This window comes from Pseudonocardia cypriaca (genome assembly GCF_006717045.1).
GTDB classification, from domain to species: Bacteria; Actinomycetota; Actinomycetes; order Mycobacteriales; family Pseudonocardiaceae; genus Pseudonocardia; species Pseudonocardia cypriaca.
The window spans coordinates 3,069,074-3,095,582 of sequence record NZ_VFPH01000001.1 but is presented as its reverse complement, the minus strand read 5'-3'; the positions used below and the strand labels follow the sequence as shown (position 1 = coordinate 3,095,582).

Annotated in this window: 27 protein-coding genes; 15 read left to right on the top strand and 12 right to left on the bottom strand. The window is 72.9% G+C overall.

What is annotated here, in order from left to right:
* Window positions 1-42 precede the first annotated feature (42 nt).
* Window positions 43-1,281, top strand: a complete 1,239-nt coding sequence (gene mshC, locus FB388_RS14730; protein ID WP_142101297.1) for a cysteine--1-D-myo-inosityl 2-amino-2-deoxy-alpha-D-glucopyranoside ligase — start codon at window positions 43-45, stop codon at window positions 1,279-1,281.
* 20 nt (window positions 1,282-1,301) lie between these two features.
* Here the strand turns inward: mshC and FB388_RS39415 are convergent, their stop codons facing one another.
* Window positions 1,302-1,466, bottom strand: coding sequence for a hypothetical protein (locus FB388_RS39415; RefSeq protein ID WP_170225609.1), 165 nt, complete (start codon window positions 1,464-1,466; stop codon window positions 1,302-1,304).
* Between the two features lie 35 nt (window positions 1,467-1,501).
* On the opposite strand from FB388_RS39415, the gene FB388_RS14725 reads away from it, so the two are divergent.
* The 4 genes from FB388_RS14725 to FB388_RS14710 are packed head-to-tail and all read left to right on the top strand — an operon-like array spanning window position 1,502 to window position 4,298.
* The gene (locus FB388_RS14725) at window positions 1,502-1,867 is read left to right on the top strand and encodes a DUF2237 family protein (RefSeq protein WP_142101295.1); all 366 of its coding nucleotides are present in this window, start codon (window positions 1,502-1,504) and stop codon (window positions 1,865-1,867) included.
* Window positions 1,864-2,265 (top strand): pilus assembly protein CpaE, encoded by a 402-nt coding sequence (locus FB388_RS14720; protein ID WP_142101293.1) that lies wholly within the window; start codon window positions 1,864-1,866, stop codon window positions 2,263-2,265. Before FB388_RS14725 ends, FB388_RS14720 begins: the two co-directional genes overlap by 4 nt.
* 45 nt (window positions 2,266-2,310) lie before the next feature.
* Complete coding sequence (locus tag FB388_RS14715) at window positions 2,311-3,114, top strand: alpha/beta fold hydrolase (RefSeq protein WP_142101291.1); 804 nt, start codon at window positions 2,311-2,313, stop codon at window positions 3,112-3,114.
* Window positions 3,111-4,298, top strand: a complete 1,188-nt coding sequence (locus FB388_RS14710) for a PP2C family protein-serine/threonine phosphatase (RefSeq protein WP_142101289.1) — start codon at window positions 3,111-3,113, stop codon at window positions 4,296-4,298. The genes FB388_RS14715 and FB388_RS14710 overlap by 4 nt, the downstream gene beginning before the upstream one ends.
* A 3-nt stretch (window positions 4,299-4,301) precedes the next feature.
* Here the strand turns inward: FB388_RS14710 and FB388_RS14705 are convergent, their stop codons facing one another.
* Entirely contained in the window at window positions 4,302-5,354 is a 1,053-nt protein-coding gene (locus tag FB388_RS14705) for an MFS transporter (protein WP_246121932.1), read from the bottom strand.
* A 74-nt stretch (window positions 5,355-5,428) separates the two neighbouring features.
* Window positions 5,429-6,313, bottom strand: a complete 885-nt coding sequence (locus FB388_RS14700; protein WP_142101286.1) for a PAC2 family protein — start codon at window positions 6,311-6,313, stop codon at window positions 5,429-5,431.
* Window positions 6,314-6,380: 67 nt separating this feature from the next.
* Here FB388_RS14700 and metH point away from each other — a divergent pair, with 67 nt between their 5' ends.
* From metH to hisG, 4 genes are all read left to right on the top strand, one after another.
* Complete coding sequence (gene metH, locus FB388_RS14695; RefSeq protein WP_142101284.1) at window positions 6,381-9,941, top strand: methionine synthase; 3,561 nt, start codon at window positions 6,381-6,383, stop codon at window positions 9,939-9,941.
* A gap of 31 nt (window positions 9,942-9,972) precedes the next feature.
* A complete protein-coding gene (locus tag FB388_RS14690; RefSeq protein WP_246121930.1) occupies window positions 9,973-10,626 on the top strand; it encodes an HAD family hydrolase in 654 nt (217 codons plus the stop codon).
* A gap of 161 nt (window positions 10,627-10,787) precedes the next feature.
* Complete coding sequence (locus tag FB388_RS14685) at window positions 10,788-11,051, top strand: phosphoribosyl-ATP diphosphatase (protein ID WP_211361918.1); 264 nt, start codon at window positions 10,788-10,790, stop codon at window positions 11,049-11,051.
* A gap of 50 nt (window positions 11,052-11,101) precedes the next feature.
* Window positions 11,102-12,013 (top strand): ATP phosphoribosyltransferase, encoded by a 912-nt coding sequence (hisG, locus tag FB388_RS14680; protein ID WP_142101278.1) that lies wholly within the window; start codon window positions 11,102-11,104, stop codon window positions 12,011-12,013.
* A 731-nt stretch (window positions 12,014-12,744) separates the two neighbouring features.
* Here hisG and FB388_RS14675 read toward each other — a convergent pair.
* Together FB388_RS14675 and FB388_RS14670 are read right to left on the bottom strand one after the other, a co-directional pair.
* Window positions 12,745-13,542, bottom strand: coding sequence for a thioesterase family protein (locus FB388_RS14675; protein ID WP_142101276.1), 798 nt, complete (start codon window positions 13,540-13,542; stop codon window positions 12,745-12,747).
* Window positions 13,539-14,069 carry a nuclear transport factor 2 family protein gene (locus FB388_RS14670; RefSeq protein WP_142101274.1) on the bottom strand — a complete coding sequence of 177 codons (531 nt, stop codon included), beginning with the start codon at window positions 14,067-14,069 and terminating at the stop codon, window positions 13,539-13,541. The genes FB388_RS14675 and FB388_RS14670 overlap by 4 nt, the downstream gene beginning before the upstream one ends.
* A 78-nt stretch (window positions 14,070-14,147) precedes the next feature.
* Between FB388_RS14670 and FB388_RS14665 the strand changes: the two genes are divergently transcribed.
* The 3 genes from FB388_RS14665 to arc all read left to right on the top strand — a co-directional run bounded on the left by FB388_RS14665 (window position 14,148) and on the right by arc (window position 17,968).
* Window positions 14,148-15,038 (top strand): RecB family exonuclease, encoded by an 891-nt coding sequence (locus tag FB388_RS14665; protein WP_142101272.1) that lies wholly within the window; start codon window positions 14,148-14,150, stop codon window positions 15,036-15,038.
* Between the two features lie 79 nt (window positions 15,039-15,117).
* Window positions 15,118-15,990, top strand: a complete 873-nt coding sequence (locus FB388_RS14660) for a tRNA (adenine-N1)-methyltransferase (protein ID WP_142101270.1) — start codon at window positions 15,118-15,120, stop codon at window positions 15,988-15,990.
* A 214-nt stretch (window positions 15,991-16,204) separates the two neighbouring features.
* The gene (arc, locus tag FB388_RS14655; RefSeq protein WP_246122108.1) at window positions 16,205-17,968 is read left to right on the top strand and encodes a proteasome ATPase; all 1,764 of its coding nucleotides are present in this window, start codon (window positions 16,205-16,207) and stop codon (window positions 17,966-17,968) included.
* A gap of 24 nt (window positions 17,969-17,992) precedes the next feature.
* Here the strand turns inward: arc and FB388_RS14650 are convergent, their stop codons facing one another.
* Window positions 17,993-18,610 (bottom strand): phosphatase PAP2 family protein, encoded by a 618-nt coding sequence (locus FB388_RS14650; RefSeq protein ID WP_170225608.1) that lies wholly within the window; start codon window positions 18,608-18,610, stop codon window positions 17,993-17,995.
* A 62-nt stretch (window positions 18,611-18,672) separates the two neighbouring features.
* Window positions 18,673-19,785 (bottom strand): MFS transporter, encoded by a 1,113-nt coding sequence (locus tag FB388_RS14645; protein ID WP_142103118.1) that lies wholly within the window; start codon window positions 19,783-19,785, stop codon window positions 18,673-18,675.
* Window positions 19,786-19,881: 96 nt separating this feature from the next.
* Here FB388_RS14645 and FB388_RS14640 point away from each other — a divergent pair, with 96 nt between their 5' ends.
* Entirely contained in the window at window positions 19,882-20,655 is a 774-nt protein-coding gene (locus FB388_RS14640) for an AraC family transcriptional regulator (protein ID WP_142101263.1), read from the top strand.
* 10 nt (window positions 20,656-20,665) lie between these two features.
* Window positions 20,666-21,067, top strand: a complete 402-nt coding sequence (locus tag FB388_RS14635; RefSeq protein WP_142101261.1) for a VOC family protein — start codon at window positions 20,666-20,668, stop codon at window positions 21,065-21,067.
* On the opposite strand, the gene FB388_RS14630 is transcribed toward FB388_RS14635, so the two are convergent.
* The 4 genes from FB388_RS14630 to FB388_RS14615 are packed head-to-tail and all read right to left on the bottom strand — an operon-like array spanning window position 21,046 to window position 24,787.
* Entirely contained in the window at window positions 21,046-21,765 is a 720-nt protein-coding gene (locus tag FB388_RS14630) for a helix-turn-helix domain-containing protein (protein ID WP_142101259.1), read from the bottom strand. The genes FB388_RS14635 and FB388_RS14630 overlap by 22 nt on opposite strands.
* 46 nt (window positions 21,766-21,811) lie before the next feature.
* Window positions 21,812-22,123 carry an AtuA-related protein gene (locus FB388_RS14625; RefSeq protein WP_142101256.1) on the bottom strand — a complete coding sequence of 104 codons (312 nt, stop codon included), beginning with the start codon at window positions 22,121-22,123 and terminating at the stop codon, window positions 21,812-21,814.
* The gene (locus FB388_RS14620) at window positions 22,104-23,426 is read right to left on the bottom strand and encodes an acyclic terpene utilization AtuA family protein (RefSeq protein ID WP_142101254.1); all 1,323 of its coding nucleotides are present in this window, start codon (window positions 23,424-23,426) and stop codon (window positions 22,104-22,106) included. Before FB388_RS14620 ends, FB388_RS14625 begins: the two co-directional genes overlap by 20 nt.
* A complete protein-coding gene (locus tag FB388_RS14615) occupies window positions 23,423-24,787 on the bottom strand; it encodes a CitMHS family transporter (protein ID WP_142101252.1) in 1,365 nt (454 codons plus the stop codon). The genes FB388_RS14620 and FB388_RS14615 overlap by 4 nt, the downstream gene beginning before the upstream one ends.
* Before the next feature lie 142 nt (window positions 24,788-24,929).
* Here FB388_RS14615 and FB388_RS14610 point away from each other — a divergent pair, with 142 nt between their 5' ends.
* Window positions 24,930-25,919 (top strand): LysR family transcriptional regulator, encoded by a 990-nt coding sequence (locus FB388_RS14610; protein WP_142101250.1) that lies wholly within the window; start codon window positions 24,930-24,932, stop codon window positions 25,917-25,919.
* 12 nt (window positions 25,920-25,931) lie between these two features.
* Here the strand turns inward: FB388_RS14610 and FB388_RS14605 are convergent, their stop codons facing one another.
* A complete protein-coding gene (locus FB388_RS14605; RefSeq protein WP_142101248.1) occupies window positions 25,932-26,495 on the bottom strand; it encodes a YceI family protein in 564 nt (187 codons plus the stop codon).
* Window positions 26,496-26,509 lie beyond the last annotated feature (14 nt).

Genomic DNA, 26,509 nt, shown 5'->3' with positions numbered 1-26,509 from the left:
TGGGCAACTGCCCAAAGGATAGCATCGCGTAAGTTGTTGCCCATGCAGACCTGGGCATCCGTCGACGTCCCGCGGCTAGAAGGTGGGGGTCCACCGCTTCGGCTGCACGACACCGCATCCGCCCGGATCCGTCCCACGGCGCCGGGCAGCACGGCCACGATGTACGTCTGCGGCATCACCCCCTACGACGCCACCCACCTCGGCCACGCCGCCACCTACCTCGCGTTCGACCTCGTCCACCGGGTGTGGCGGGACCTCGGTCACGACGTGCACTACGTGCAGAACGTCACCGACATCGACGACCCGCTGCTCGAGCGGGCCGCCCGCGACCAGGACGACTGGGTCGTGCTCGGCATGCGCGAGACCGCCCTCTTCCGGGAGGACATGGAGGCGCTGCGGGTGCTGCCGCCCCGGCAGTTCGTGGGCGCCGTCGAGGCCATGGGGGAGATCGCGGAGCTGGTGGGCAAGCTGCTCGCGGCCGGAGCGGCCTATCGCGTGCCGGACGCGGAGTACCCCGACGTCTACTTCGACTCGGACGCGAGCGGCCACTTCGGCTACGAGTCGAACTACGACGAGGCCACGATGATCGCGCTGTCGCGGGAGCGCGGCGGCGACCCGGACCGGCCCGGCAAGCGCCACCCCGCCGACGCCCTGCTTTGGCGCATGGCGCGGCCGGGGGAGCCGCAGTGGGAGTCCGACCTCGGTGCCGGGCGCCCGGGCTGGCACGTCGAGTGCACCGCGATCGCGCTCAACCGACTCGGCAACCAGATCGACCTCAACGGCGGCGGATCCGACCTGGTCTTCCCGCACCACGAGTTCGGCGCCGCCCACGCCGAGGCGTTCACCGGCGTGCACCCCTTCGCCCGGCACTACGTGCACACGGGGATGATCGGCCTCGACGGCGAGAAGATGTCGAAGTCACGCGGCAACCTGGTGTTCGTCTCCAAGCTGCGCGCCGAGGACGTCGACCCCAACGCGGTGCGGCTCGCCCTGCTCGCCGGTCACTACCGCACCGACCGCGCATGGACCGCCGACCTGCTCGCCACCGCGCAGCAGCGGCTCGCCCGGTGGCGGTCCGCCGTGACGCTCCCCGCCGCCCCGCCCGCCGACGACCTGGTGACCCGGCTGCGCACCCACCTCGCCGACGACCTGGACACGCCCGCCGCGCTGGCGGCGATGGACGCGTGGGCGGCGGAGGCCCTCGACCGCCACGGCCGCGACGAGGGCGCGCCGCGGCTCGCCCGCGACGCGGCCGACGCGCTCCTGGGCGTGGAGCTCTAGCCGAGCCCCCGCCGACGGGATCAGTCCGGCGGCTCCGTGGCACCGGCGCCCGGCTCGACGTCGTCGTCGTCGGGGACGTTGCCCGGCTGATCGTCGGCGCCCTCGCCTCCGGGCAGGTCCACGTCCAGGTCGGGCGTGCCCGGAGGGCCCGGCGGGTCCGGCTCGGGTTGCTGCGGTTCGGTCATGCGCGCGGGCTACCCGTTCTGGTTGGGTGGGGCACATGGCGCGCAACGTCCTTGGCGGCGAGCTGCAGACCTGCGGCACCGACCCGATGACCGGCTTCTACCGCACCGGCTGTTGCGACACCGGCGCCGAGGACGCGGGGGTGCACACGGTCTGCGCGCAGGTCACCGCCGAGTTCCTGGAGTTCAGCGTCGGCCGCGGCAACGACCTGTCCACCCCGCGGCCCGAGTACGGCTTCGCCGGCCTGCAGCCCGGGGACAGGTGGTGCCTGTGCGCCGACCGCTGGGTCGAGGCGCTCGCCGCCGGGGTCGCGCCACCGGTGGTGCTGGAGGCCACGCACGCCCGCACCCTGGACTGGGTGGACCTCGGCGACCTGCGGCGCCACGCCGTGCAGACGACATGATCTCTGTCGAGCTGGCGCTGCGCCTGCGCGCGGCCGGGCTGGCCTGGAAGCCAGAGTCCGGGGACCGCTTCGTGATCCCCGGCCGGGAGATGGACGCCGAGGTGTTCGTGGTGAGCGAGCTGACCATCGACGTCCACCAGGCGCCCACCGGCCCGTTGATCCGCTTCAACGGCACCACCGAGTGGGCGCTGGACAGCGTTCCGCAGGAGGCGGTGGTCTGGCTGCCGCACGAGGGCCGGCTCCGCGAGGCGCTCGGGCCCCGGTTCCGGCGCCTGGAACCCATCGGTGACGGCTTCGCCGTCGTGGTCGAGGGGCGGGGCGGCGACGAGGAGCGCCACGTCGACCTGGACGCCGAACGGGCCTACGCCCGCGCCCTCCTCTCGGTCCTCGGGGAGTGACCGCTCGGGGCGGCGGGTCCGAAGCGCCGGTGGCAGGATGCGCCGGTGGACGTGCGGAGCAGGAACAACGTCGTCGTCACCGGCCCTCCGGCGGGGCGCACCGTTCTGCTGGCCCACGGGTTCGGGTGCGACCAGAACATGTGGCGCCTCGTCGTGCCGCGGCTCGCCCGTGACTTCCGGGTCGTGCTGTTCGACCACGTCGGAGCGGGCCGGTCGGACCTGTCCGCGTGGAGCGAGGAGCGCTACGCCGCCCTCGACGGCTACGCCGAGGACGTGCTGGAGATCTGCGCCGAGCTGGACCTGCACGACGTCGTGCTCGTCGGGCACTCGGTGAGCGCGATGATCGCCGTGCTCGCCGCGAACCGGGATCGTGAGCGCTTCGCCGGGCTGGTGCTGCTGACCCCGTCGCCCCGGTACATCGACGACGGGGACTACCGGGGCGGGTTCAGGGCGGCCGACATCGAGGAGCTGCTCGACTCCCTCGAGAGCAACTACCTGGGCTGGTCGGCCGCGATGGCGCCGGTCATCATGGGCAACCCCGACCGTCCGGAGCTGGGGGAGGAGCTGACGAACAGCTTCTGTCGCACGGATCCGGCCATCGCGCGCGTCTTCGCAAGGGCCACGTTCCTGTCGGACAACCGCGCCGACCTCGCCGCCGTCGACGTACCGACGCTGGTCGTGGAGTGCAGACAGGATGCGATCGCCCCGCCGGAGGTGGGCGCCTACGTGCACGCCGCCGTGGGCGGCAGCCGGCTGGTCACGCTGGACGCCACCGGGCACTGCCCGCAGCTCAGCGCGCCCGAGGCCACCGGCGCGGTGATCGCCGAGTTCGTCGCCGAGCTGCGTTGACCGGCCCGGCCTCCTGGCCCGCGGTCCCCGAGGAGACCGTCGAGGAGCTGTACGAGCACGCGCCCTGCGGCTACCTGTCGACCTCCCCGGACGGGTTGGTCACCCGGATCAACACGACGCTGCTGCAGTGGCTCGGCTACGACCGCGAGCAGGTCGTGGGTGCACTGCGCTTCGCCGACCTGCTCACGGTGGGCGGCCGGATCTACTGCGAGACCCACCTGTACCCGCTGCTGCGGATGCAGGGCGCGGTCGGCGGGATCGCGCTCGAGCTGCGTACCGCGGCCGGTGGGCGGCTGCCCGTGCTGGTCACGTGCACGCTCGGCGTCGATGCGGACGGACAGCCGAGGCAGGTCCGCGCCGCGGTGTTCGACGCCCGTGACCGGCGCGCCTACGAGCAGGAGCTGCTGCGGGCCCGCCAGGAGGCCGACCGGGAGCGGGACGAGGTGCGCCGGCTGGCCACCGCGCTGCAGCGCAGCCTGCTGCCGCCGGTCCTCCCGGCGGTGGCGGGGCTGGAGATCGCGGCCCACTACCACGCGGCGTCGCCCGACGAGGTCAGCGGCGACTTCTACGACCTGTTCCCCCTGCCCGGCGAGCGCTGGGGGATCGTGCTCGGGGACGTCTGCGGGAAGGGGGCGGGCGCGGCGGCGCTGACGTCGCTGGCCCGGTACACGGTGCGCGCCACCGCCGTGCACGACTCGGACCCGGCCGCCGTCCTGCGAACCCTCGACACGGTGATCAAGCAGGAGCACGACGACGTCGACGCGCGTTTCTGCACGGTGGTCGCCGGGCGCCTCACCCCTGGCGGGTCGGGGTACCGCGTCGAGCTCGCCAGCGGCGGTCATCCCCCCGCGCTGCTGCTGCGCGCGAACGGCACGGCCGACTACCTGGACACCCCCGGCGGGCAGCTGGTCGGGATGCTGCCCGACCCGCAGTTCGTCGCCGCGACGGTCGACCTCGGGCCGGGCGACACCCTGCTGCTGTACACGGACGGCCTCACGGAGATGCGCATCGACAGCACCCGCGACCGCTACGAGGAGGCCGCGCTGCGCGAGTTCGCCGGCACGCTCGCGCCCGCCGCCGCCTCCGTCGTCGTGGAGGCCGTGCGCGCGCTGCTGGTCGAGGCGGGGGACCGGCTGGACGACGACACCGCCGTGCTCGCCGTCGGGGTGCCGTCGGCCGGGTGACCCTCAGCCCTCGCGTTCTCGCGGCAGTACGGCCGGCACCGCGAGCGCGAGCAGTGCCGCCGGTACGAGGAACCCGGCGAGGGGTGCTGCGTGGTAGAGCGGGGTGAACGCCACCGGGCTCAGCGCACCCCCGCCGAAGCGCAGCGACTGCACCACCGACACCGCCCCTCCGCGGTTGTGCTCCGAGCCCAGTACGAGCGCGTTGACGCCGACGAGCAGGAGCTGGGTGGCGACCCCGCCGACCGCCCACGCGAGCGCGATCATCCAGAGCGTGGGCAGCGTCCCGACTCCCACGATGACGATGGCCCCGCACGCCGCGCCGATGAGCACGCTTCGTCGCCGCCCGATGCGGTCCACGCTGCCGCCGACGAGCCGGGCCGTGAACAGCCCGGCGACTCCGGCGGCGGTGAGCACCAGCCCGCGCGTCCCCGCCCCGACCTCGAACCCCTCCTCCAGCCGCAAGGCGACCATGAAGCTCAGCCCGGTCAGGCACCCCCAGCCCAGCGCGGCGGCCGCCCCGATGCGCAGGACCTCGGGCCGCAACGCCGCGCGCAGCGCGGTGGCGAGCGGTTCCCGTCGCATCCCGTCGGAGTCCTCGTCCGGGGGGATGCCGACCAGGGCGAGCGCGGCGGCCACCACCGCGACCCCGCCGAACGCGAACCGCCAGTCCGCTTCGGCGGCAACCCCACCGAGCAACGGGGCGGACGTCTGCCCCGCCGCCTGCAGCGACCCGAACCAGCCGAGCGCGCGGCCCAGCCGGTTCCGCGGCGCCGCCGCTCCGAGCGCGGACAGCAGCAGCGGTGTGGTGAACGCGTTCGCCACACCTTGCAGCGCCCTCGCCGCGAGGAACAGCGGGAACGTCGGGGCGAGGACGCACGCCAGCGACGCCACCACGTAGCCGGCGTAGCCGAGGACGACCGTGCGCCGCCGCCCCCAACGCTCGCCGAGCGCACCCGAGAAGAACATGACGGCCGCGAACGGCAGGAAGTAGGCCGTGACCGACAGCGACGCCGTTCCGGCCGACACGCCGTAGGAGGCCCCGAGCTCGGGCAGCATCGCGACGGTGACGCCGGCCCCGAACGGCCCGAGGAACGCCCCGGCGTAGAGCCCCGCCCGTGCGAGGGCGGCCCTCAGTTGCCCGAGCCCCCCGTGCCCCGGCGGCGCAGGTACCGCTCGAAGTCGGCGGCGATCGCGTCGCCGTCGGCCTCCGGCAGCGCGTCGGCGTCGGCCTCCGCCTGCTCCTCGAGCTGGCGCACGTACTCGCGCACCTCGTCGTCGGCCTCTGCCATCTCCGAGACCGTGCGCTCCCACTCCTCGGCCTGCTCCGGCAGCCCGCCGAGCGGCACCTCGACGTCGAGGACCTCCTCCACGCGGTGCAACAGCGCGACGGCGGCCTTGGGGACGCGGGCTTGCGAGACGTAGTGCGGCACGGACGCCCAGAACGACACCGCCGGGATCCCGGCCTCGACGCACGCGTTCTGGAAGACGCCGACGATCCCGGTGGGCCCCTGGTAGCTCGACGGCTCCACCCGCAGCTCGCCCGCCGACGACTTGTCGTAGGAGATGCCGCTCACCGGCGTGGGCCGGGTGTGCGGCGTGTCGGTGAGCAGAGCACCGAGCGTGATGACCTTCGTCACGCCGAGCTTCTCCACGTAGTCGAGGAGCTCGCGGCAGAAGCTGCGCCAGCGCAGGTTCGGCTCGATGCCGTTGACGAGCACGACGTGCCTCTCGGTACCCGGCAGCTTGGCAACCGAGAGGCGGGTGGTCTGCCACTCGATCTTGCGGGTGACCCCGTCGGCCAGTCGTACGTGCGGGCGCGTGACCTGGAAGTCGTAGTACTCCTCGGGGTCGATCGACGCCAGCGGTGTGGCGTCCCAGCTCAGCTCGAGGTGCTCCAGCGCGGTGCTGGCGGCCTCCCCTGCGTCGTTCCACCCCTCGAAGGCGGCGATCATCACCGGCTCGACCAGACGCGGCAGGTCGCCCGACGCTCCGGTTCGCGGATCGCGATCGGTCATCGGTCCAGCCTACGGCCCTCGCCCCGCCCCGACCGGTAGATACCCCCGGGGCGGCTACCGTGGGCTCGTGCGGTCCGATCTCGACTCGACGTTCCTCGACACTCTCGCCGAGCGCGTGGTGCTCGCCGACGGGGCCATGGGCACGATGCTGCAGGCGGCCGACCTGGTACTGGACGACTTCGACGGCCTCGAAGGCTGCAACGAGATCCTGAACGACACCCGCCCGGACGTGGTGCGCCACATCCACCGGGCGTACTTCGAGGCGGGCGCCGACGCCGTCGAGACCAACACGTTCGGGGCCAACCTGCCCAACCTGGCCGAGTACGACATCGCCGACCGGATCCGCGAGCTGGCGGAGAAGGGTGCGCGGCTGGCGCGGGAGGTCGCCGACGACCTGTCCACCCCCGACCGGCCCCGGTTCGTCCTCGGCTCGGTCGGCCCGGGCACCAAGCTGCCCACGCTCGGCCACGAGGCGTTCGCCCGGCTCCGCGACGCCTACACCGAGTGCGGCCGCGGGCTGCTGGCCGGCGGCGCCGACGCGTTCATCGTGGAGACCTGCCAGGACCTGCTGCAGGTGAAGGCGGCCGTCCACGGGATGCAACGGGCCATGTCCGCCGAGGGCAGGCGCATCCCGCTCATCACGCAGGTCACGGTGGAGACCACCGGCACCATGCTGCTGGGCAGCGAGATCGGGGCCGCCCTCGCGGCGATCGAGCCCCTCGGCGTCGATCTCATCGGCCTGAACTGCGCCACCGGGCCCGCCGAGATGAGCGAGCACCTTCGCACCCTCTCCAAGCACGCCCGGATCCCGCTGTCGGTGATGCCCAACGCAGGCCTGCCGCAGCTCGGCCCGAAGGGCGCGGAGTACCCGCTCACGCCCGACGAGCTCGCCGAGGCGCTCGCCACCTTCGTCCGCGACTACGGGCTGAGCCTGGTGGGTGGCTGCTGCGGCACCACGCCCGAGCACATCAGCACCGTCGCCGCCGCGCTCCGCGATCTCCGGCCCGCGAAGCGCACGCCGCGCCCGGAGCCGGGCGTCTCCTCCCTCTACGCCGCCGTGCCGTTCCGGCAGGACACCTCCGTGCTGATGGTCGGCGAGCGCACCAACGCCAACGGCTCCAAGAAGTTCCGGGAGGCGATGCTCGCCGAGGCGTGGGACGACTGCGTCGCCATCGCCCGCGACCAAACCCGCGAGGGCGCCCACATGCTCGACCTCTGCGTCGACTACGTGGGCCGCGACGGCGTGGCGGACATGAGCGAGCTGGCCGGCCGGCTGGCCACCGCGTCCACCCTGCCGATCATGCTGGACTCCACCGAGCCGGAGGTGCTGCGCGCCGGGCTGGAGCGGCTCGGCGGGCGCTGCATCATCAACTCCGTCAACTACGAGGACGGGGACGGGCCCGGGTCGCGGTTCCAGCGGGCGATGGAGCTGGTCCGCGAGCACGGCTGCGCGGTGGTGGCGCTCTGCATCGACGAGGAGGGCCAGGCCCGCACCGCGGACTGGAAGGTGCGGGTGGCCGAGCGGCTCATCCGCGACCTCACCGGGAACCACGGCATGCACGTCGAGGACATCGTCGTCGACACGCTCACCTTCCCGATCACCACCGGGCAGGAGGAGGTGCGCCGCGACGGCCTGGAGACCATCGAGGCCATCCGCGAGCTCAAGCGCCGCCACCCTGACGTGCAGACCACCCTCGGCGTCTCCAACATCTCCTTCGGGCTGAACGCGGCCGCCCGGCAGGTGCTGAACTCGGTGTTCCTGCACGAGGCGGTGAACGCGGGCCTGGACACCGCGATCGTCTCCGCGGCCAAGATCCTTCCGATGTCGAAGATCCCCGACGAGCAGCGCTCGGTGGCCCTCGACCTCGTGTACGACCGCCGCCGCCCGGGCTACGACCCGCTGAACAGGTTCATGGAGCTGTTCGAAGGCGTCACCGCGAGCTCGTCAAAGGCCGGGCGCGCCGAGGAGCTGGCCGGCCTGCCCCTGTTCGAGCGGCTGGAGCGCCGGATCGTCGACGGCGAGCGGAACGGGCTGGAAGCCGACCTGGACGAGGCGCTGGAGTCCCGGCCCGCCCTGGAGATCATCAACGACACCCTGCTGTCGGGGATGAAGACCGTCGGCGAGCTCTTCGGCTCCGGGCAGATGCAGCTGCCGTTCGTGCTCGCCTCCGCCGAGGTGATGAAGGCCGCGGTGGCCCACCTCGAGCCGCACATGGAGAAGACCGACTCCGACGGCAAGGGCACCATCGTGCTCGCCACCGTCAAGGGCGACGTCCACGACATCGGCAAGAACCTCGTGGACATCATCCTCACCAACAACGGCTACACCGTCGTCAACCTCGGCATCAAGCAGCCGATCTCCACGATCCTCTCCGCCGCCGAGGAGCACCGGGCGCACGCCGTCGGCATGTCCGGCCTTCTGGTCAAGTCCACGGTGGTGATGAAGGAGAACCTGCAGGAGATGAACGCGCGCGGGGTGGCGAAGAAGCTCCCCGTGCTGCTCGGCGGTGCCGCGCTCACCCGCTCCTACGTGGAGAACGACCTCTCGGAGGTCTACGAGGGCCGCGTCTCCTACGCCCGCGACGCGTTCGAGGGCCTGCGGCTGATGGACGCCACGATGGCCCGCGCCCGCGGCCTCGCCCCGGCCGTCGACCCGGAGGAGGAGGCGAGGCAGGCCGAGCGCAAGGCGCGCCACGAGCGCTCGCAGCGGATCGCCGCCAAGCGGAAGGCCGCCGAGGCGGAGGCGGCCGGGCCCCTGCCGGCCCGCTCGGACGTCGCCCTGGACAACCCGATCCCCACCCCGCCGTTCTGGGGCACCCGCGTGGTCAAGGGCATCGCGGTGGCCGAGTACTCCGGCATGGTCGACGAGCGCGCGCTGTTCCTGGGCCAGTGGGGGCTGCGCGGCGCGAAGGCCGGCACCGGGCCGAGCTACGAGGAGCTGGTGGAGACGGAGGGCAGGCCGCGGCTGCGGTACTGGCTGGAGCGGCTGTCCACCGAGGGCATCCTCGCCCACGCCGCCGTCGTCTACGGGTACTTCCCCGCGGTCGCCGAGGGCGACTCGCTCGTCGTGCTCGGCGAGCCGAAGCCGGACGCCGACGAGCGGTTCCGGTTCACGTTCCCGCGCCAGCGCCGCGACCGGCACCTGTGCCTGGCCGACTTCTGGCGCCCCCGCGACCGGGCGACAGCCGAGAGCCAGGTCGACGTGCTCCCGCTGCACCTGGTCACGATGGGACAGCCGATCGCCGACTTCGCCAACGAGCTCTTCGCCAAGGACGCCTACCGCGACTACCTCGAGGTGCACGGCCTCGGCGTGCAGCTCACCGAGGCGCTCGCCGAGTACTGGCACCGGCGCATCCGCGAGGAGCTGGTGTTGCCGGAAGGCGGGGCGGTCGCGGCGGAGGACCCGGACGACGTCGAGGAGTTCTTCAAGCTCGGCTACCGGGGCGCGCGGTACTCGCTCGGCTACGGCGCCTGCCCGAACCTCGACGACCGCACGAAGATCGTGGAGCTGCTCGAACCCGGCCGGATCGGTGTGCAGCTGTCCGATGAGCTGCAGCTGCATCCCGAGCAGTCGACCGACGCGCTCGTGGCCCACCACCCGGAGGCGAAGTACTTCAATGCTGGCTAGTGGCTCTGGTCCCGCGGCTGTTCTGTGGGACATGGACGGCACGCTGGTCGACTCGGAGAAAGTCTGGACGATCTCCCTGGCGGACACCGCGCAGTGGCTCGGTGGGGAGCTCTCCACCGAGGCGCGCGAGGCGATGGTGGGCTCGAACATGGCCCGCTCGCTCGCGCTGATGTTCGATGACCTCGGCCTGGACCGGGACCCGGAACCGATCGCGCAGGCCGCGCGGTACCTGACCGACCGCACCGGGGAGCTGTTCGCGGCCGGGCTCGAGTGGCGGCCGGGGGCCCTCGACGCGCTGCGCATGGTCCGCGCGGCGGGCTGGCCGACGGCGCTGGTCACCAACACCCTGCGCACGCTCACCGAGAAGGCCCTCGACAGCATCGGGCGCGAGCACTTCACCGTCACCGTCTGCGGCGACGAGGTCCCGCACGGCAAACCGGACCCCGACCCGTACCTGCGGGCGGCCGAGCTGCTCGGGGTCGCGGCCCGGTCCTGCCTGGCGGTCGAGGACTCCCCGACGGGCGCCACCGCGGCGGAGCGGGCCGGCTGCGCCGTGCTCGTCGTGCCGTGCGACGTGGCGGTGCCGACCGGCCCACGGCGCGTCCACCGGGGCTCGCTCCTCGGGCTGACCTCGGACGACCTCAAGGTCAGCTACGCACAGGCACAGGGCGAGCGCGTGGCGTGACCGCTCGTCCGCGGGCAGGGTCCGCTCGCCGGACACGGAGCCCGTGATGCGAGGCTTGAGACCGTCCGGCGCATCGCGCTGACCGGGCGCAGCACGAGGTCGGGTCCCGTTCGCGTCGCCCTCGACCAGATATGACACTGACCAGGAGAGGAGAACCGAACGTGAAGACCTTCGACGGGCTGTACGCCGAGCTCACAGAGCGCGCCGCCACGAGGCCGGCGGGCTCCGGCACGGTCGCCGCGCTCGACGCCGGGGTCCACGAGCAGGGCAAGAAGCTGCTCGAGGAGGCCGGGGAGGTCTGGCTCGCGGCCGAACACGAGGCCGACGACGCCTTGGCCGAGGAGATCTCCCAGCTGCTCTACCGGATCCAGGTCCTCATGATCGGGCGCAAGATCACGCTCGAGGACGTCTACAAGTACCTTTGAACCACTGTGCATCTTGAACGGCACTGCACGTAGCTCTTGAGGAGAGTCCCATGCTCCGCGTCGCACTCCCGAACAAGGGGACGCTGGCCGAGCCCGCCGCGACCATGATGCGGGAAGCGGGGTACCGGCAGCGCTCGGACTCGCGCGACCTGAGCATGTTGGACGAGGAGAACGAGGTCGAGTTCTTCTATCTGCGCCCCAAGGACATCGCCACCTACGTCGGCTCCGGCGACCTGCACCTGGGCATCACGGGCGCCGACCTCATGGAGGAGTCCGGCAGCCAGGTCAAGACCGTCATCCAGCTGGGCTTCGGGGCCTCCAAGTTCCGCTTCGCCGCGCCTCCGCTCACCGACAACGGTGAGGAGTGGACGATCAAGCACCTCGAGGGCAAGAAGATCGCCACGTCCTACCCGCGCCTGGTCCGCGCGCACCTGGCGCGCAACCGCGTCCGCGCCGACATCATCAAGCTCGACGGCGCCGTCGAGATCTCCGTGCAGCTCGGGCTCGCCGACGCGATCGCCGACGTCGTGTCCTCCGGTCGCACGCTGCGCCAGCACGGCCTCGTCGCCTTCGACGACGCGATCGCCGTGTCGCAGGCCACCCTGATCGAGCGCGAGCCGCGCCCCGACCGCCCCGAGACCGCCGAGATCAAGGCGGCCAAGGTCGTGTTCACCGGCCGCATCCAGGGCGTCGTCTACGCCCGCCAGTACCTGATGCTCGACTACGACTGCCCCGACCACGTGCTCGAGCAGGCCAAGCGGATCACGCCCGGCATGCAGGCGCCCACCGTCTCCCCGCTCACCGAGCCCGGCTGGTCCGCGGTGCGGTCGATGGTGCGCCGCACGGTGGCCAACAGGGTGATGGACGACCTCGCCGAGCTCGGTGTGCGCGCGATCCTCACCTCGGAGATCCGCTCCTGCCGCGCGGTCGACGGCGCGATGATCCAGCCGTACCCGAGCTAGGTTCCTCGGGCGCGCCGTTCCGGGCACCTCTGCTTCGGCCGCAAGGCCTCCTGGCTCCAGGTCTTGCTTCCCCAGGCCCTCCTGGCGGCGCCGCGCATTGTGCGGGGCCGCCCCTCACAGCTCAAGGGCGCCTGCGGCGTCGCTGCGCGATCGCTGCGCGGCCCTTGACCTGCGAGCCTCTGCGGCCCCTGAGGGCAAGCAGTGCGGGCAGGCCCAAGGGCCTGCCCTCTTGGTGCGCGGCGCCGCCAGGAGGCCGGTGTCGGGCATCTTCCTGCGCTCGCACACCGACTTCTGCGCTGACACACCGATTGCAGTCGGTGTGTGAGCACCGAAGTCGGTGTGTGACCGACTTCGTCGGCCGTTTTGCCCGTTTCTGTGGGAGGGAATCCTCGATCATGGTGGTGAGACCGACTTCGGTGGCGCCGCGCGCCGAAGGGGCAGGCCCACCGCCTGCCCGCGAAGCGGGCCTTCCAGGGGCCGTAGAGGCTCGCGGGTCAAGGGTCGCGAAGCGATCGCGGCAGCGACGCGCAGCGCCCTTGAGGCGTGAGGGGCGGCCCCGCACGATGCGCGGCGCCACCGAAGGCCTGGTGAGAGGTGGCCTGAGCGATGTGTGGCGCAACCAGAGGCCTGGTGGGGTCGGCCTTGGCGATGCGTGGCGCCACGGAAGGGCCGGTGGAGGCCGAGCCTGGACGTACAGGCGACGACGCTGAGCCGCCGACCACCGAGGGCGTCTACCCCCGCGGCCGCACGATCAGCGCCTGGGCGCTGCGCCCGGTCTGCCCGTCCTCGTCGTGCAGCAGCGCCGAGACCGTGCCGCCCCCGGTCGGCCCGATCACCGTGGTGGCGCTGACCCCGATCCACTCGCCCACGGGCGGGCGGTGCAGGTGGACGGTGAGATCGGTGTTGACGAAGAGCCATTCCCGCAGGTCCAGTGGCGCCCCGATGCCGTTGGCACAGTCGGCTGCGACCATGAGCCGCTGCGCGGGGCTGGGCTTCTCGCCTTCCACCAGCGGCACCCGCAGGCGAACCCACGCCACGCCAGGGCCCGTCCCGGGTGGCCCGCCGGCCAGCCACCGCCACTCGACGGCGTCGATGAAGCCCGGGAGCCATCCCTCGGCCCACGTGGTCTGCGGGGTGGCCTGCGTGGGCGGCGGCAGCGGGTCGGCGGCGCCGACGGCGGCCGCCGTCGTGTCGCCGGCGGCGAGCCGCCATGCTCGGGCACGCAGCACCGGCCGGCCACCCGCGCTCATCTCCGCCGTCATCAGCTGGATCGCCCGGCCCGGTCGCTCCACCGCCGCGGTGACGTGCACCTCGCCGGCCGGCACCGGCCCGAGCACCTCCACGGTCACGCGGGCGAGCTGGGTGCCGGCGCCGCCGTCGAGCCGCTCCAGAGCCCGGGTCAGGAGCGCGGACGGCGGCCCGACGTGCTGGGCGTCGGCGAACCACGGCCCGGTCGTGGAGGCCGTGGCGTGGAAGCGGTGGCCTTCCGGGCCGTCGAGGGGGAGGTAGAACGGCTCGAGCTCACTCATGTTCCGGAGCCCGGGGACGGGCCGGTGCCGCCGCCGGACAGCATCCACCGGCCGTCGACGCGGCGCAGGTGCGTGGTGCCCGGCCCGGTCTTGCCGTTCACCTTCGACGTCCACTTGATGACGGCTTCGTCACCGGTCACCCGGACGCTGTCGATCGTGGCGTTCTTCGCGACCTGCTCCACGATCTTCGCGTTCTCGGGGATCGCGTAGACCGCGGTCATGCCTTCCTCGCACGTGCCGGCGTCGACACCGCGGGTGTGCAGGTCCGCCAGCAGTCGGCTGGTGGTCTCCGGCGCGTTGTAGCTGCACGCCTTGGCGAAGTCGCGGTCCTGCAGCGCGCGGTAGTAGTCGCGGAACACGGTCTCGACCGCCTGCCGGTCGGCGGCCGGGCTGGGCGGCGGTGTCGTCCGGACCGGCGTCGCCGGCGGGGCGGGCTGTGGGGCAGGCGTCCCGGCCACCGGGCTGCCGCACCCGGCGAGGGCGGCGACCAGCGCGGCGGCGGCCACCGCGGTGCGGATCGTCTTCACCGGGTCAACCTAGAGCAGCCACCTCGGTGAGGGCCGCGCCGCCCGGTAGTGTCGGTGGTCTCGCCTACGCTGCGGAGCGTGACCGACACCGCGGGCATCCAGATTGCGGGCACGGCGGTGGAGCCCGCCCCGCGGCGTCGTCCTGCCCTGTCGCCGTCACGGGCAGGCGATTTCAAGCAGTGCCCGCTGCTGTACCGCTTCCGCGCCATCGACCGGCTTCCCGAGCTGCCCTCCCGCGCCCAGGTCCGCGGCACGCTGGTGCACGCCGTCCTGGAGCGGTTGTACGACCTGCCCGCGCCGCAGCGTTCCCCCGAGGCGGCCCGCGGGCTCGTCGGGCCGGTGTGGGAGGAGCTGTCCGCCGCGCTGCCCGAGCTGGTGGGGCAGCTGTTCGTCGACGCGGAGGATCCCGAGCTGCCGGTGTGGCTGGAGTCCGCGGCCGAGCTGCTGGAGGTGTACTTCCGGCTCGAGGACCCACGCCGTCTCGAACCCGCTGCCCGTGAACTGCTGGTCGAGACGGAGCTGGCGTCGGGCCTGCTGCTGCGCGGCTACATCGACCGCCTCGACGTCGCTCCTTCCGGTGAGATCCGGGTCGTCGACTACAAGACGGGCTCGTCGCCCCGCGAGGCGGGAGAGGTCGCGGCGCTGTTCCAGATGAAGTTCTACGCGCTCGCGCTCCTGCAGGAGCGCGGCGTGGTGCCCACCCAGCTGCGGCTGCTGTACCTGGCTGACGGCGAGTACCTCACCTACGAGCCCGACGAGCCGGAGCTGCGCCGGTTCGAGCGCACGCTGGAGGCCATCTGGGCGGCCATCCGCACGGCGGGGGAGACCGGTGACTTCCGTCCCAACCGCACCCGCATGTGCGACTGGTGCAGCCACAAGGCGCTCTGCCCCGCCTGGGACGGCACTCCGCCCGAGTACCCGGGCTGGCCGGAGTCGGCCGAGGACACCGTTCTTGATCGGATGGAGTAACGCCTCACCCGTTCAGCCGCTGCGGGCAGGAAGGGGACGCGTGACGGGCCGACGACGGTGACCGTTAGCGTTACGCCTCGTGCCCGAGCCCCGACCCGCCGACACCGACCTCCCCACCCGCGGCGGCCCGTTCCGCGCAGGCGACCGGGTGCAGCTCACCGACCCGAAGGGCCGGCACTACTCGATCACCCTGCAGGCGGGGGCGGAGTACCACACGCACCGCGGCGGGCTCGCCCACGACGACCTGATCGGCAAGCCGGAGGGCAGCCTCGTCGTCTCGCCGGTGGGCACGCCGTACCTGGCGCTGCGGCCCCGGCTGGCCGACTACGTGCTGTCGATGCCGCGCGGGGCGCAGGTGATCTACCCGAAGGACGCGGCCCAGATCCTGATGTGGGGCGACGTCTTCCCGGGGGCGCGCGTGCTGGAGGCGGGCGCCGGGTCGGGGGCGCTCGCGTGCTCGTTGCTGCAGGCAGTGGGCCCGGAGGGGGGCGTGGTGTCCTACGAGGTCCGCGCCGATCACGCCGAGCACGCCGAACGCAACGTGCGGCAGTTCTTCGGGGAGCTCCCCCCGCACTGGAGCCTGCGGGTGGCCGATCTCGCCGCGCTCGGCGAAGACCACCCGGACGAGCGTTTCGATCGGGTGGTTCTGGACATGCTCGCGCCGTGGGAGCACCTGGACACCGTCGCGAAGGCGCTCGTTCCGGGCGGTGTACTGGTGGGTTACGTCGCGACCACCACCCAGCTGTCCCGGCTCGTGGAGGACCTGCGCTCGCAGCAGTGCTGGACCGAGCCCCAGGCGTGGGAGACCCTCATGCGTCCGTGGCACGTCGTCGGCCTCGCCGTGCGTCCGGAGCACCGCATGCAGGGCCACACCGCGTTCCTCGTGACGGCGCGCCGCCTCGCGGAGGGTGTCGTTCCGCCCCGTCCGCAGCGCCGTCCGACGAGCCGGTGAGCCCGACCGGCTTAACGGAGGCGGTCCCAGCGGTAACCGGACCAGGACTATCGCCTGGCGTCAAGGTGCCGTCCGGTTGAGTGGTGGATCACCGGTTCGCCGCAAGGTGGGAACCGCCCATTGGCAGGTACCGTATGGAAACGGAACACGGAGGGAGGATGCCGTGAACCCCTACGACGGTCCCGGCAGGCGTGAACCAGGTGATCGTGGCGAGCTGAGCCCCGCAGAGGCCGCCGCGCAGATCCGGTTCCTCGAAGAGGAAGTCGCCCTGCTCCGCCGCAAGCTCACCGAGTCCCCGCGGCACGCGCGCGTCCTCGAGCAGCGCCTGGCCGAGTCGGCGAGCCGGCTCGCGCAGCTCTCGGCCCGCAACGAGAAGCTCACCGAAACCCTCAAGGAGGCCCGCGGCCAGCTCGTGGCGCTCCGCGAGGAGGTCGACCGGCTGGCGCAGCCGCCGAGCGGCTACGGCGTCTTCCTCACTCGTTACCCCGACGAGACGGTCGACGTCTTCACCTCCGGCCGGCGCATGCGTGTCGCCGTGTCCCCGGCCGTCGACACGTCCGACCTGCGCAGCGGGCAGACCGTGCGGCTCAACGAGGCGCTCACCGTCGTCGAGGCGGGCGACTACGAGCGCATCGGCGAGGTCTGCGGGCTGCGGGAGGTGCTGTCCGAGCCCACCGAGGACGGCCTCGCCGGCCGTGCGTTGGTGATCGGGCACGCCGACGAGGAGCGCGTGGTGTGGCTCGCCGCACCGCTGTTCCCCGGCCCGGACGACCCCGACGGCGTCGCGCTCAAGCCCGGCGACTCCCTGCTGGTCGACACGAAGGCCGGCTACGCCTACGAGCGGGTGCCGAAGGCCGAGGTGGAGGACCTCGTGCTGGAGGAGGTGCCCGACGTCGAGTACGAGGACATCGGCGGCCTGTTCCGGCAGATCGAGCAGATCCGCGACGCCGTGGAGCTGCCGTTCCTGCACGCCGAGCTGTTTAAGGAGTACGAGCTGCGCCCGCCGAAGGGCGTGCTGCTCTACGGCCCTCCCGGTTGCGGCAAGACGCTCATCGCCAAGGCGGTGGCCAACTCGCTCGCCAAAAAGGTCGCGGCCGTGCGCGGCGACGACCCCAACGAGGGCAGGGCGTTCTTCCTCAACATCAAGGGCCCCGAGCTGCTCAACAAGTTCGTCGGCGAGACCGAGCGGCACATCCGGCTGATCTTCCAGCGGGCCAGGGAGAAGGCATCGGCCGGCACCCCGGTGATCGTGTTCTTCGACGAGATGGACTCGATCTTCCGCACCCGCGGGTCGGGCGTGTCCTCCGACGTCGAGACCACGATCGTGCCGCAGCTGCTGGCGGAGATCGACGGTGTCGAGGGCCTGGAGAACGTCATCGTCATCGGCGCCTCCAACCGCGAGGACATGATCGACCCCGCGATCCTGCGGCCGGGCCGCCTGGACGTGAAGATCAAGATCGAGCGGCCGGACGCCGAGGCGGCGCAGGACATCTTCTCCAAGTACATCACCGAGACCTTGCCGATCCACGCCGACGACATCGCCGAGTTCGGCGGCAACCGCAAGGCCTGCATCGACGCGATGATCCAGCGGATCGTCGAGCGGATGTACGACGAGACGGAGGAGAACCGATTCCTCGAGGTCACCTACGCCAACGGTGACAAGGAGACCCTCTACTTCAAGGACTTCAACTCCGGCGCGATGATCCAGAACATCGTCGACCGGTCGAAGAAGGCCGCGATCAAGTCGGTGCTCGAGACCGGCCAGCCGGGGCTGCGCGTGCAGCACCTGCTGGACGCGATCGTCGACGAGTTCGCCGAGAACGAGGACCTTCCCAACACCACCAACCCCGACGACTGGGCGCGGATCTCCGGCAAGAAGGGGGAGCGGATCGTCTACATCCGCACCCTCGTCACCGGCAAGAACACCGAGACGGGCCGCGCGATCGACACGGCGTCGAACACCGGTCAGTACCTGTAGTCCTGTCGCGAAGCGGCCCGCCGATCACGTCCGGTCGGCGGGCCGCTTCGTGCCCGTCAACGCCGTCACCACGAGCCCGACGCCGAGGACCCCGGCCATCGCGCCCACGACGTCGGTCGGGAAGTGCTCGCCGAGCACCACGCGGCTCGCCGTCGTGACGGTCACCGCGAGCACCTCGACCGCCAGTACGGCTCGCGCCAACGACGGCGCGGACCGGCGGCAGAGGACGACCGCGGTGACCGCCACGGCCGTCACCACCGCGGCGTGCCCGCTCGGGTAGGTCCAGTCCTGCCCGGCACCCGGTGGGCCCGGTCGCTGGAAGAGCACCTGCGTCCCGGCGACGGCGGCGCATGCGGCGAGCAGGACGGCGTGGCGCCAGAGCTGCGCCCGTACCGCCGGCAGGCGCAGCGCTGCGGCGACCGCCAGCACGAGCCCCGCCACCGCCAGCAGCACGCCCGCTCCGGCGACGGCCTCGACGACGGGTGGGTCCACCGGCAGCCGGAACTCGCGCACGAACCACGTGTCGAGCGGGGACCACCGGTCTCGCACGACGGCACCCAGCACCGCGGCCGTGCCGATCGCGGTGGCGCCACCGACGAGCAGTCTGGCCCTGTGGTCGGATGCGAGGTCGTGGGAGGTCATGCCGGAAAGCGTCCCGTCGCGGTCGCACCCGGCCATCCGGGATGTCCCCCAGCCGACCCCGGTCACGCCTCGGCGGGCTCCCGCAACGTTCGCAGCAGCAGCCAGCTCAGGGCCGGGAACGCGATCAGCGGCGTGAGCGCCACCTGCAGGGACGTGTGGTCGGCCAGCAGACCGATGAACGGGCTCGCGATGCCCCCGACGCTCACGGTGAGGCCGAGCGTCACGCCGCTCGCGGTGCCGACGCGGCGGGGCAGGTAGTCCTGGCCGAGGGTGATGCTCAGCGAGAACGGCACGTAGAGGCAGGCCGAGGTCAGCGCCACGCAGACGAGCATGAGCGGGCCTGGCACGAACACGACGCCCGCGACGGCGAGGACGCCGACGGCCGCGGACCAGCGCACGACCGCGACCCGGCCGAAGCGGTTGGCCAGCGTCCCGCCGAGCACGGTGCCGACGGCGCCGCCGAGGTACAGCACGAACAGCGCGGCGGTGCCCGCGTCCTCGCCGCCGCCCGTGCGCTCCGCCCCGTAGAGGGCGATGAACGCGCTCAGCCCGACGAACACGATCGAGCGGCAGACGATCGAGCCCGACAGCTTGCCGAACGACGCCCAGTCGTCCGAGCCCGGCGCGGGAGTGGCATCGGTGCCCGCGGGGCGGCGTGCCGGCACGGCGCGCACGGCGGCGAGGCAGAGCGCGCTGCCCACCACGGCGGGCACGACCAGCAGCGGCGACGCGCCGAGGCCCCCGACCGCGACGACCACGCCGACCATCAGCGGTGCCGCCGCGAACCCGAGGTTGCCGCCGAGGGAGAACCAGCTCATCGCGGTGTGGCTGCCGCCGCTCAGCGCCCGCGCCACGCGGGCCGACTCGGGGTGGTAGGCGGCGACGCCGATGCCCGACAGCGCGAGGAGTGCCAGCGTCAGGGGGTAGGAGTCGGTGACGCCGCAGAGCGCGACGCCGATGCCGGCGAGGAGCGTGCTGACCGGCAGCAGCCAGGGCATGGGCCACCTGTCGGTGAGCCCGCCGAACAGGGGCTGCACCACCGACGACAGCAGCGACGCGGCGAGGACGAGTCCGGCCGCCGCAGCGTGCGTGTAGGCGCGTTCGGACACGAAGAACGGCACCAGTGCGGCCACGGCGCCCTGGTAGACGTCGACGCAGCCGTGCCCGGAGGCCATGAGGGTGATCGATCGGGAGCGGGTGGCGAGCCGGCGGTTCACGGCTCGATCGTCACCGCGGTGCGGCCTGTCCCGCTTCCGATAAAGTGCCAACACATGCCGGACATCCGCCACGCACCGGTGGCGCCGACCCGGCTGCAGCCCCTCGCCGCCGGGGAGAGCATCGACCCGCACCGGCACGACGACCACCAGATCCTCTACGCGGGCTCCGGCGTGCTGGCCATCACCACCGACGCCGGCACCTGGTTCGCGCCCGGCACCCGCGCGATCTGGGTCCCGGCCGGCACCGTGCACGCCCACCGCGCGTACGGGGATCTCGAGCTCCACATGCTCGGCCTGCCGGCCTCCACCAACCCGCTCGCCCTGGACCGTCCCACGGTGCTGGTCGTCGGTCCGCTCCTGCGCGAGCTGATCCGCGCCTACACCGGCTCCCCGCACGACGACAGCCCCGAACGGCGCCGGCTCCGGGCCGTGTTGCTCGACGAGCTGCGCGCGTCCCCGCAGCGACCCGTGCACCTGCCCGAGCCGACCGACCCGCGGCTGGCGGCGGTGTGCGCGGCCCTGCGCCGCGACCCCGCCGACTCCCGCAGCCTCGCCGCGCTCGCCGCGGAGGCCGGAGCGAGCGAGCGGACGCTCACCCGCCTGTTCCGCTCCGAGCTCGGGATGACCTTCCCGCAGTGGCGCACGCAGCTGCGCCTCTACCACGCGCTGCGGATGCTCGCCGACGGTTCGCCGGTCACGAACGTGGCCCACGCCTGCGGCTGGTCGTCCGCGAGCGCGTTCATCGACGTCTTCCGCCGCGCGTACGGCCACACGCCCGGCACGCACCTGTCCGATCCGTTCACGACCCGCAGGCGGCACCGCGCCTAGCGTCTCGCCCATGACGATCGAAGCGAAGCTGGACGCCGTCGGCATCGTGGCATCCGACCTGGCGAAGTCCCTGGCCTTCTACCGCGCCCTCGGACTGCCGGTGCCCGACGGCGCCGAGAACGCGCCGCACGTCGAGGTGCCGCTCGGGGGCGGGATGCGACTGATGTTCGACACGGAGGAGACGGTCCGCTCGTTCCACCCGTCGTGGAGCCCGGGCGGCGGCGCGGGCCGCATCGGCCTGGCCGTCTCGCTCCCGGATCCCGCCGCGGTGGACGAGATGTACGCGAAGCTGACCGCTGCCGGTCACCACGGCGAGCTGGAGCCGTTCGACGCCCCGTGGGGGCAGCGCTACGCCAGCATGAACGACCCGGACGGCAACGGCGTGGACCTCTACGCGCCGTTGCCCGGCTGACCCGCGTACATCTGGCTGGGCGCGACGCCGGCCAGCGCGCGCACCTCCCGGGACAGGTGCGGCTGGTCGGCGTAGCCGGCCTCGGCGGCGGCCTCGGCGATGGGGACACCGTCGTAGAGCAGGAGCGAGGCCCGGCGGAACCGCAACACGCGGCGCAGCACGGCCGGTCCGTACCCGAACGCGGCGAGGCAGCGCCGGTGCAGGGAACGTTCCGTCCAGCCGAGCCGCTCGGCCGTGGCGGCCGCCGACGCGCCCCTCGCGAGCTGCGCGGCGACCACCCGCAGCGCGTGCTCGGCGGGATCGCCGGGAAGTGCGAGCGCGAGGTCGAGGAGCACCGGGAGGGGCGGGCTGCCTTGTTCGAGCCGTGCCAGCGCCCGCCGGGCGAGGGCGGGGTGCACCGCCGCCAGCGGTGCGCGCTGGTCGCGTACCTCGGCCGCGGGAAGCCCGAGCATCGCCGGGAGCCGGCCGGGCGCGAAGCGAAGGCCCGCGCTCAGGACCCCGGGGTCGCGGCGGGTGGGGTGCGGCCCGGTGTCCGGCCCGGCGACGAGCAGCTCCCGCCCCGTCCAGACCAGGTCCATGCACGCGTCGGGCAGCACGTGCAGCGACTCGGCGGGAGCGTCGGCGGCGACCCCGGCCGTCCAGGCGCACTCGATCTCGCCGCGCAGCGGGCGCGGCGGCGGGATCTCCCGGTAGCCCACCCGGTCACGGTAGCGCTGCCCTCCGACACCTGCTGCCCCGCGCGGATCAGCTCGGCAGCTCCAGCGCGAGCAGCCGGGAGCTGAGCGACTTCCCGTGCGTGTCGAGGGCCAGCGACGTCGTCACGCCGCCATCCCGGATGCCGGTGCAGACGAACTGCAACGCCGGCAGCAGCGGCAGCTCGTAGCGGCGCACGTCGCCGTCGACGTGGCCGGCGAGCTGGGCGCGGACCCGCTCGGCGGTGAGCTCGCGGACGAGCAGCGGGTAGTCCGCGTCGGAGTAGGGGATCACCGAGAGGGTGGCGACGTTGCCCTTGTCGCCCGCGCGGCAGTGGGCGAGCTCATGCAGCCGGACGGACATCCCCGGCCTCCAGGATCGTGACGGCGGGCTCGACCGCCGAGCGCGGGACGAGCGTGGACACCACGCCGATGACCTCCCGGGTGAACGCGCGCACGCCACCGCCGCCCGCGGGGCCGTTGGTGTAGAGGGCCTCGACCTCGTGCCCGACGATCTCGAGCAGGCTCGGGTCGGCGGCGAGCGCGGCGACCCGCACCCGGCACTCGGCGTGCTCGTCGGCGTCCGGGGGCGCGACGCCGAGCACGTCGATCCGCGGGCGGACGGGCAGGCAGGCGAGCCGCTCGGCGAGCACATCGGCGGCGAGCGCGGCACGCCGGTCGGCCCGCGGCCCGGAGTAGGAGATCTCCGCCTCGACCTTGTGCCCCGCCCGGTAGCCCACGCTCACCTTCAGCTGGTCGGGCCGCGGCCGCCCGCGTGCGCCGGCCACCCGCACCCGGTCCGGTGCCACCTGGGCGACGGTGACCCCGCGCAGGTCGAGCAAGACGTCCGGGGTGCGGTAGCCGGTGGGGTCGGTGATCTCGTAGAGCAGCTGCTCGCGCACCGTGGCCCGGTCGAGCACGCCGCCGGTGCCGGGCAGCTTGCCGTACTCCGCGCTGCCGTCGGCCGCGACGTCGGCGTAGGGGAAGCCCAGCTGGGCGAGGCCGGGCACGTCCTTGACGCCGGGGTCGGCGAAGTAGCCGCCGGTGAGCTGGCCCGCGCACTCGAGCAGGTGCCCGACGAGCGTGCCGGCCGCGGCGAAGCCCGGGTCCGCGAGGTCTCGGCCATGGCGGTGGGCCAGCGGCGCGAGGAAGAGCGACGGGTCGGCCACCCGCCCCGTGACGACGACCTGCGCCCCCGCCTCGAGCGCGGGCAGCACCGCGTCCGCCCCCAGGTAGGCGTTCGCCGCGACCACCTCGCCGTGGTCGCGCAGCGGCCGCCCGTCCTCGGACGCGGGGGCGTCCAGGTCGAGCCGGTCGAGGACGTCGTCGCCGGTGACCACGCCGACTGCGGCACGCCGGCCCAGCCGGGTCAGCAGGTCCCGGGTGACCTCGCCCGCGCGCAGCGGGTTGGCCGCGCCCATGTTCGTGATCACCCGCACGCCGCGCTCGAGCGCCACGGGCAGCAGCCGCTCGAACCGGGCGATCAGCCGCGGGTCGTACCCGGCGGCGGGGTCGGCGAGCCTGCGCTGCTGACCCAGCGCGATCGTGCGCTCGGCGAGGCACTCCAGCACGATGTCGGCGAGCCCGGCCCGTTCGGCCAGCTCGACGGCGGGTTCGAGGCGGTCACCCGCGAACCCGGCACCTGCGCCGATCCGGACGGTCCTCATACGATCGCCCCGGTGACGAGCGCGACAACCGTCATGACGAGCGTGGTGCCGAACGCCCAGCCGAACACGAACCGCTGGTGGGCACCCAGCTGCACCCCGGCCATCCCGACGAGGATGAACGTGGAGGCGGTGAGCGGGCTGAGCGGGAACCCGGTGGTCATCTGGCCCAGGATCGCCGCGCGGGCGACCTCGGCCGGGTCCCCGCCGAGCGTGGCCGTGGTCTCGGCGAGCACCGGGAGCACGCCGAAGTAGTACGCGTCGGGCGTGAACACGAGGCTGAGCGGCATGCTCGTGACGGCCACGAGCGTGGGTAGCGCCCCGCCCGCGCCGTCGGGCACGAGGCCGACGAGCGCCCTGGCCATCGCCTCGATCATCCCGGTGCCGCCCAGCACGCCGGTGAACACACCTGCGGCGAAGATCATCGTGGTGACGAGCACGACGCTGTGGCCGTGCCGCGTGAACAGGTCCTTCTGGGCCTCCCAGCCGGGCCGGTTCACCAGCAGCGCCAGCACGAACGCGACCACGAACACGACGGGCAGCTCGGCCAGCTGGGCCAGCAGCACCACCACGAGCGCCAGTGTGAGCGCGACGTTGAGCCAGAACCGCACGCGGTCGGCCGTCGTGCCGCGGTCGACGGGAGCGTGGGCCGCGCCCGGCCGGTCGGCCGGTACGGAATCGCCCGGCGCAGAATCGGCCAGCACAGAACCGCCCGGGACCGCGTCACCCGGCGCACCTGGCTCGGTGACCGTCCCGATCCGCTTGCGCTCGGCGCGCCCGATCAGGAAGGCCGCCACCAGCACCCACAGGATGCCGGCGGCCATCGCCGGCAGCACCGGCACGAAGACGTCGCCGCTGCCCAGGTCGAGGGCGGCCATGGCGCGGGCGGTCGGACCACCCCACGGGATCATGTTCATCACGCCTGCGCCGAGGCAGACCACCGCGGTGAGCACGATCGGGCGCATGCCGATCCGCTGGTAGATCGGCAGCATCGCGGACACCGTGATCAGGAAGGTGGAGGCGCCGTCACCGTCGAGCGCGACGAGCAGCGTGAGCACCGCCGTTCCCACGGTGATCTTCAACGGGTCGCCGCCCGCCCAGCGCACGACGCGGCGCACGGCCGGGTCGAAGAGCCCGGCGTCGATCATCAGGCAGAAGTAGAGCACCGCGAACGTGATCATGATCGCGACCGGGGCCACCGTCTCGAACCCGCCGAGGATCAGCTCCCCGAGCCGGCCGCCCGCGCCGACCACGAAGGCCGCGAGGATCGGCAGCACCGTTAGCGCGATGAACACCGACACGCGCTGGGACAGCACCGCCACCAGGAAGGCGGCGATCGTGAGGAAACCGGTCGCGGCGAGCATCGTTGACCTCCGGCGGTGTGGGATTGCCTCCGCTTCGCTCCGGCGCGCGCGGGCCGTGTGGCGAGACCACATCGACTGGGACTCACCCTGTTGGGCCTGAGGTATGCGCGTCAAACACCAGTTCGCGATAGATTCATGCGCCATGCGCACGGATCTGACGCTCCAGCAGCTCCGCGTGGTGATCGCCGTGCACGAGGCCGGCAGCTTCACGGCTGCGGCCGAGCGGCTGCTGGTGGCGCAGTCGTCGCTCAGCCGAACGGTGGCCGAGGTGGAGCGGCGGCTGGGCACCCCGCTCTTCGAACGGACCACCCGCCGGTTGGAGGCCACACCTGTCGGCCGGGAGGTCGTTGCTGCGGCGCGGCGCGCGGTCGACGCCGTCGACGCCGAGATGCGGCACGTGGAGGGCTACCTCGCGGGGCTCATGGGACGGGTGCGGATCGCGACGCTGCCATCGCTGGCCGCGATCCTGCTGCCCGGAGTCGTCTCGGCGTTCCGGACCGAACACCCGCAGGTGGACCTCTCGATCGAGGACGCGCTGTCCGGCGAGGTCCTCGAACGGGTGCGGGGTGGCGTCGTCGACCTGGCGGTCACCGTGGTCTCGGAGGCACCCGACCCGCTCACCGACCTCGCGGTGACACCGGTGGCGACCGACCGGTTCTGCTGCGTGGTGCCGCCCGGGCACCGGTTCGCCGAGCGGGAGGTGCTCTCCTGGGCGGAGCTGGCGGGGGAGGCGTTCATCGCCTTCGACGGCACCACGAGCATCCGCCAGCACGTCGACGCCTCGCTCGCCGCTGCGGGCGCCGTCCCGCGGCAGGTGGTGGCCGCCCGCAACATCGCTGCGGTGGCGGGTCTGGTGGCGGCCGACCTGGGCGTCTCCGTGGTGCCCGGCCTTGTGCTCCCGCTGATGGGGTTCGCCGGGGTGCGCCACGTCGTGCTGGACGAGCCCACCGCGCACCGCACGATGGCCGTGGTGCGGGCCGCCGCGCGCCCGCTCTCGCCCATCGCGGCAGCGTTCGTCGCGGCGCTCACCAACCCCGCGCGGGCGCGACCGGAGCTGCCGGAGCAGGCGAGCTGGCTGGAGCGGGATGCGGAACGGCCCGGCCCTCACGGGAGGGGGGCCGGGCCGTCGTAGGTCGAGCGGGGCTCACGCCTTGCGCAGCACGCCCTCGATCTCGAGGTGGATCTGGACCTTGTCGCTGACGACGACGCCGCCGCCGTCGAGCGGCATCTTGATGTCGACGCCGAAGTCGTTGCGGTCGATCGCGGTGGAGGCGGAGAAGCCGGCGCGGGTGCCGCCCCAGGCGTCCGGGCCGAAGCCGTTGATCTCGAGCGCCAGCGTCACGGGCCGGGTCACGCCCTTGAGCGTCAGCTCGCCGTCGAGGGCGAGGTCCTCACCGTCGACGCGCAGGGCGGTGGAGCGGAAGGTCCACTCCGGGTGGTTGTCGACGTCGAAGAAGTCGGCCGAGCGGATGTGCCCGTCGCGCTGCTCGTTGTTGGTGTCGATCGAGCTGGCGTCGATCGTCGCGGTGACGGAGGAGTCGGCCAGGTTCTCGCCGGTGACGATCTCGCCGGAGAACTTGCCGAAACGGCCGCGTACCTTGCTCACCATCATGTGACGCACGGTGAAGGAGACGTCGGAGTGGCTCGCGTCGATGTCCCAGGTTCCCGCGAGGTAGCCGGGGATCGAAGTGGTGGCTGCGCTGGTCATCGAAGCTCCAGGAG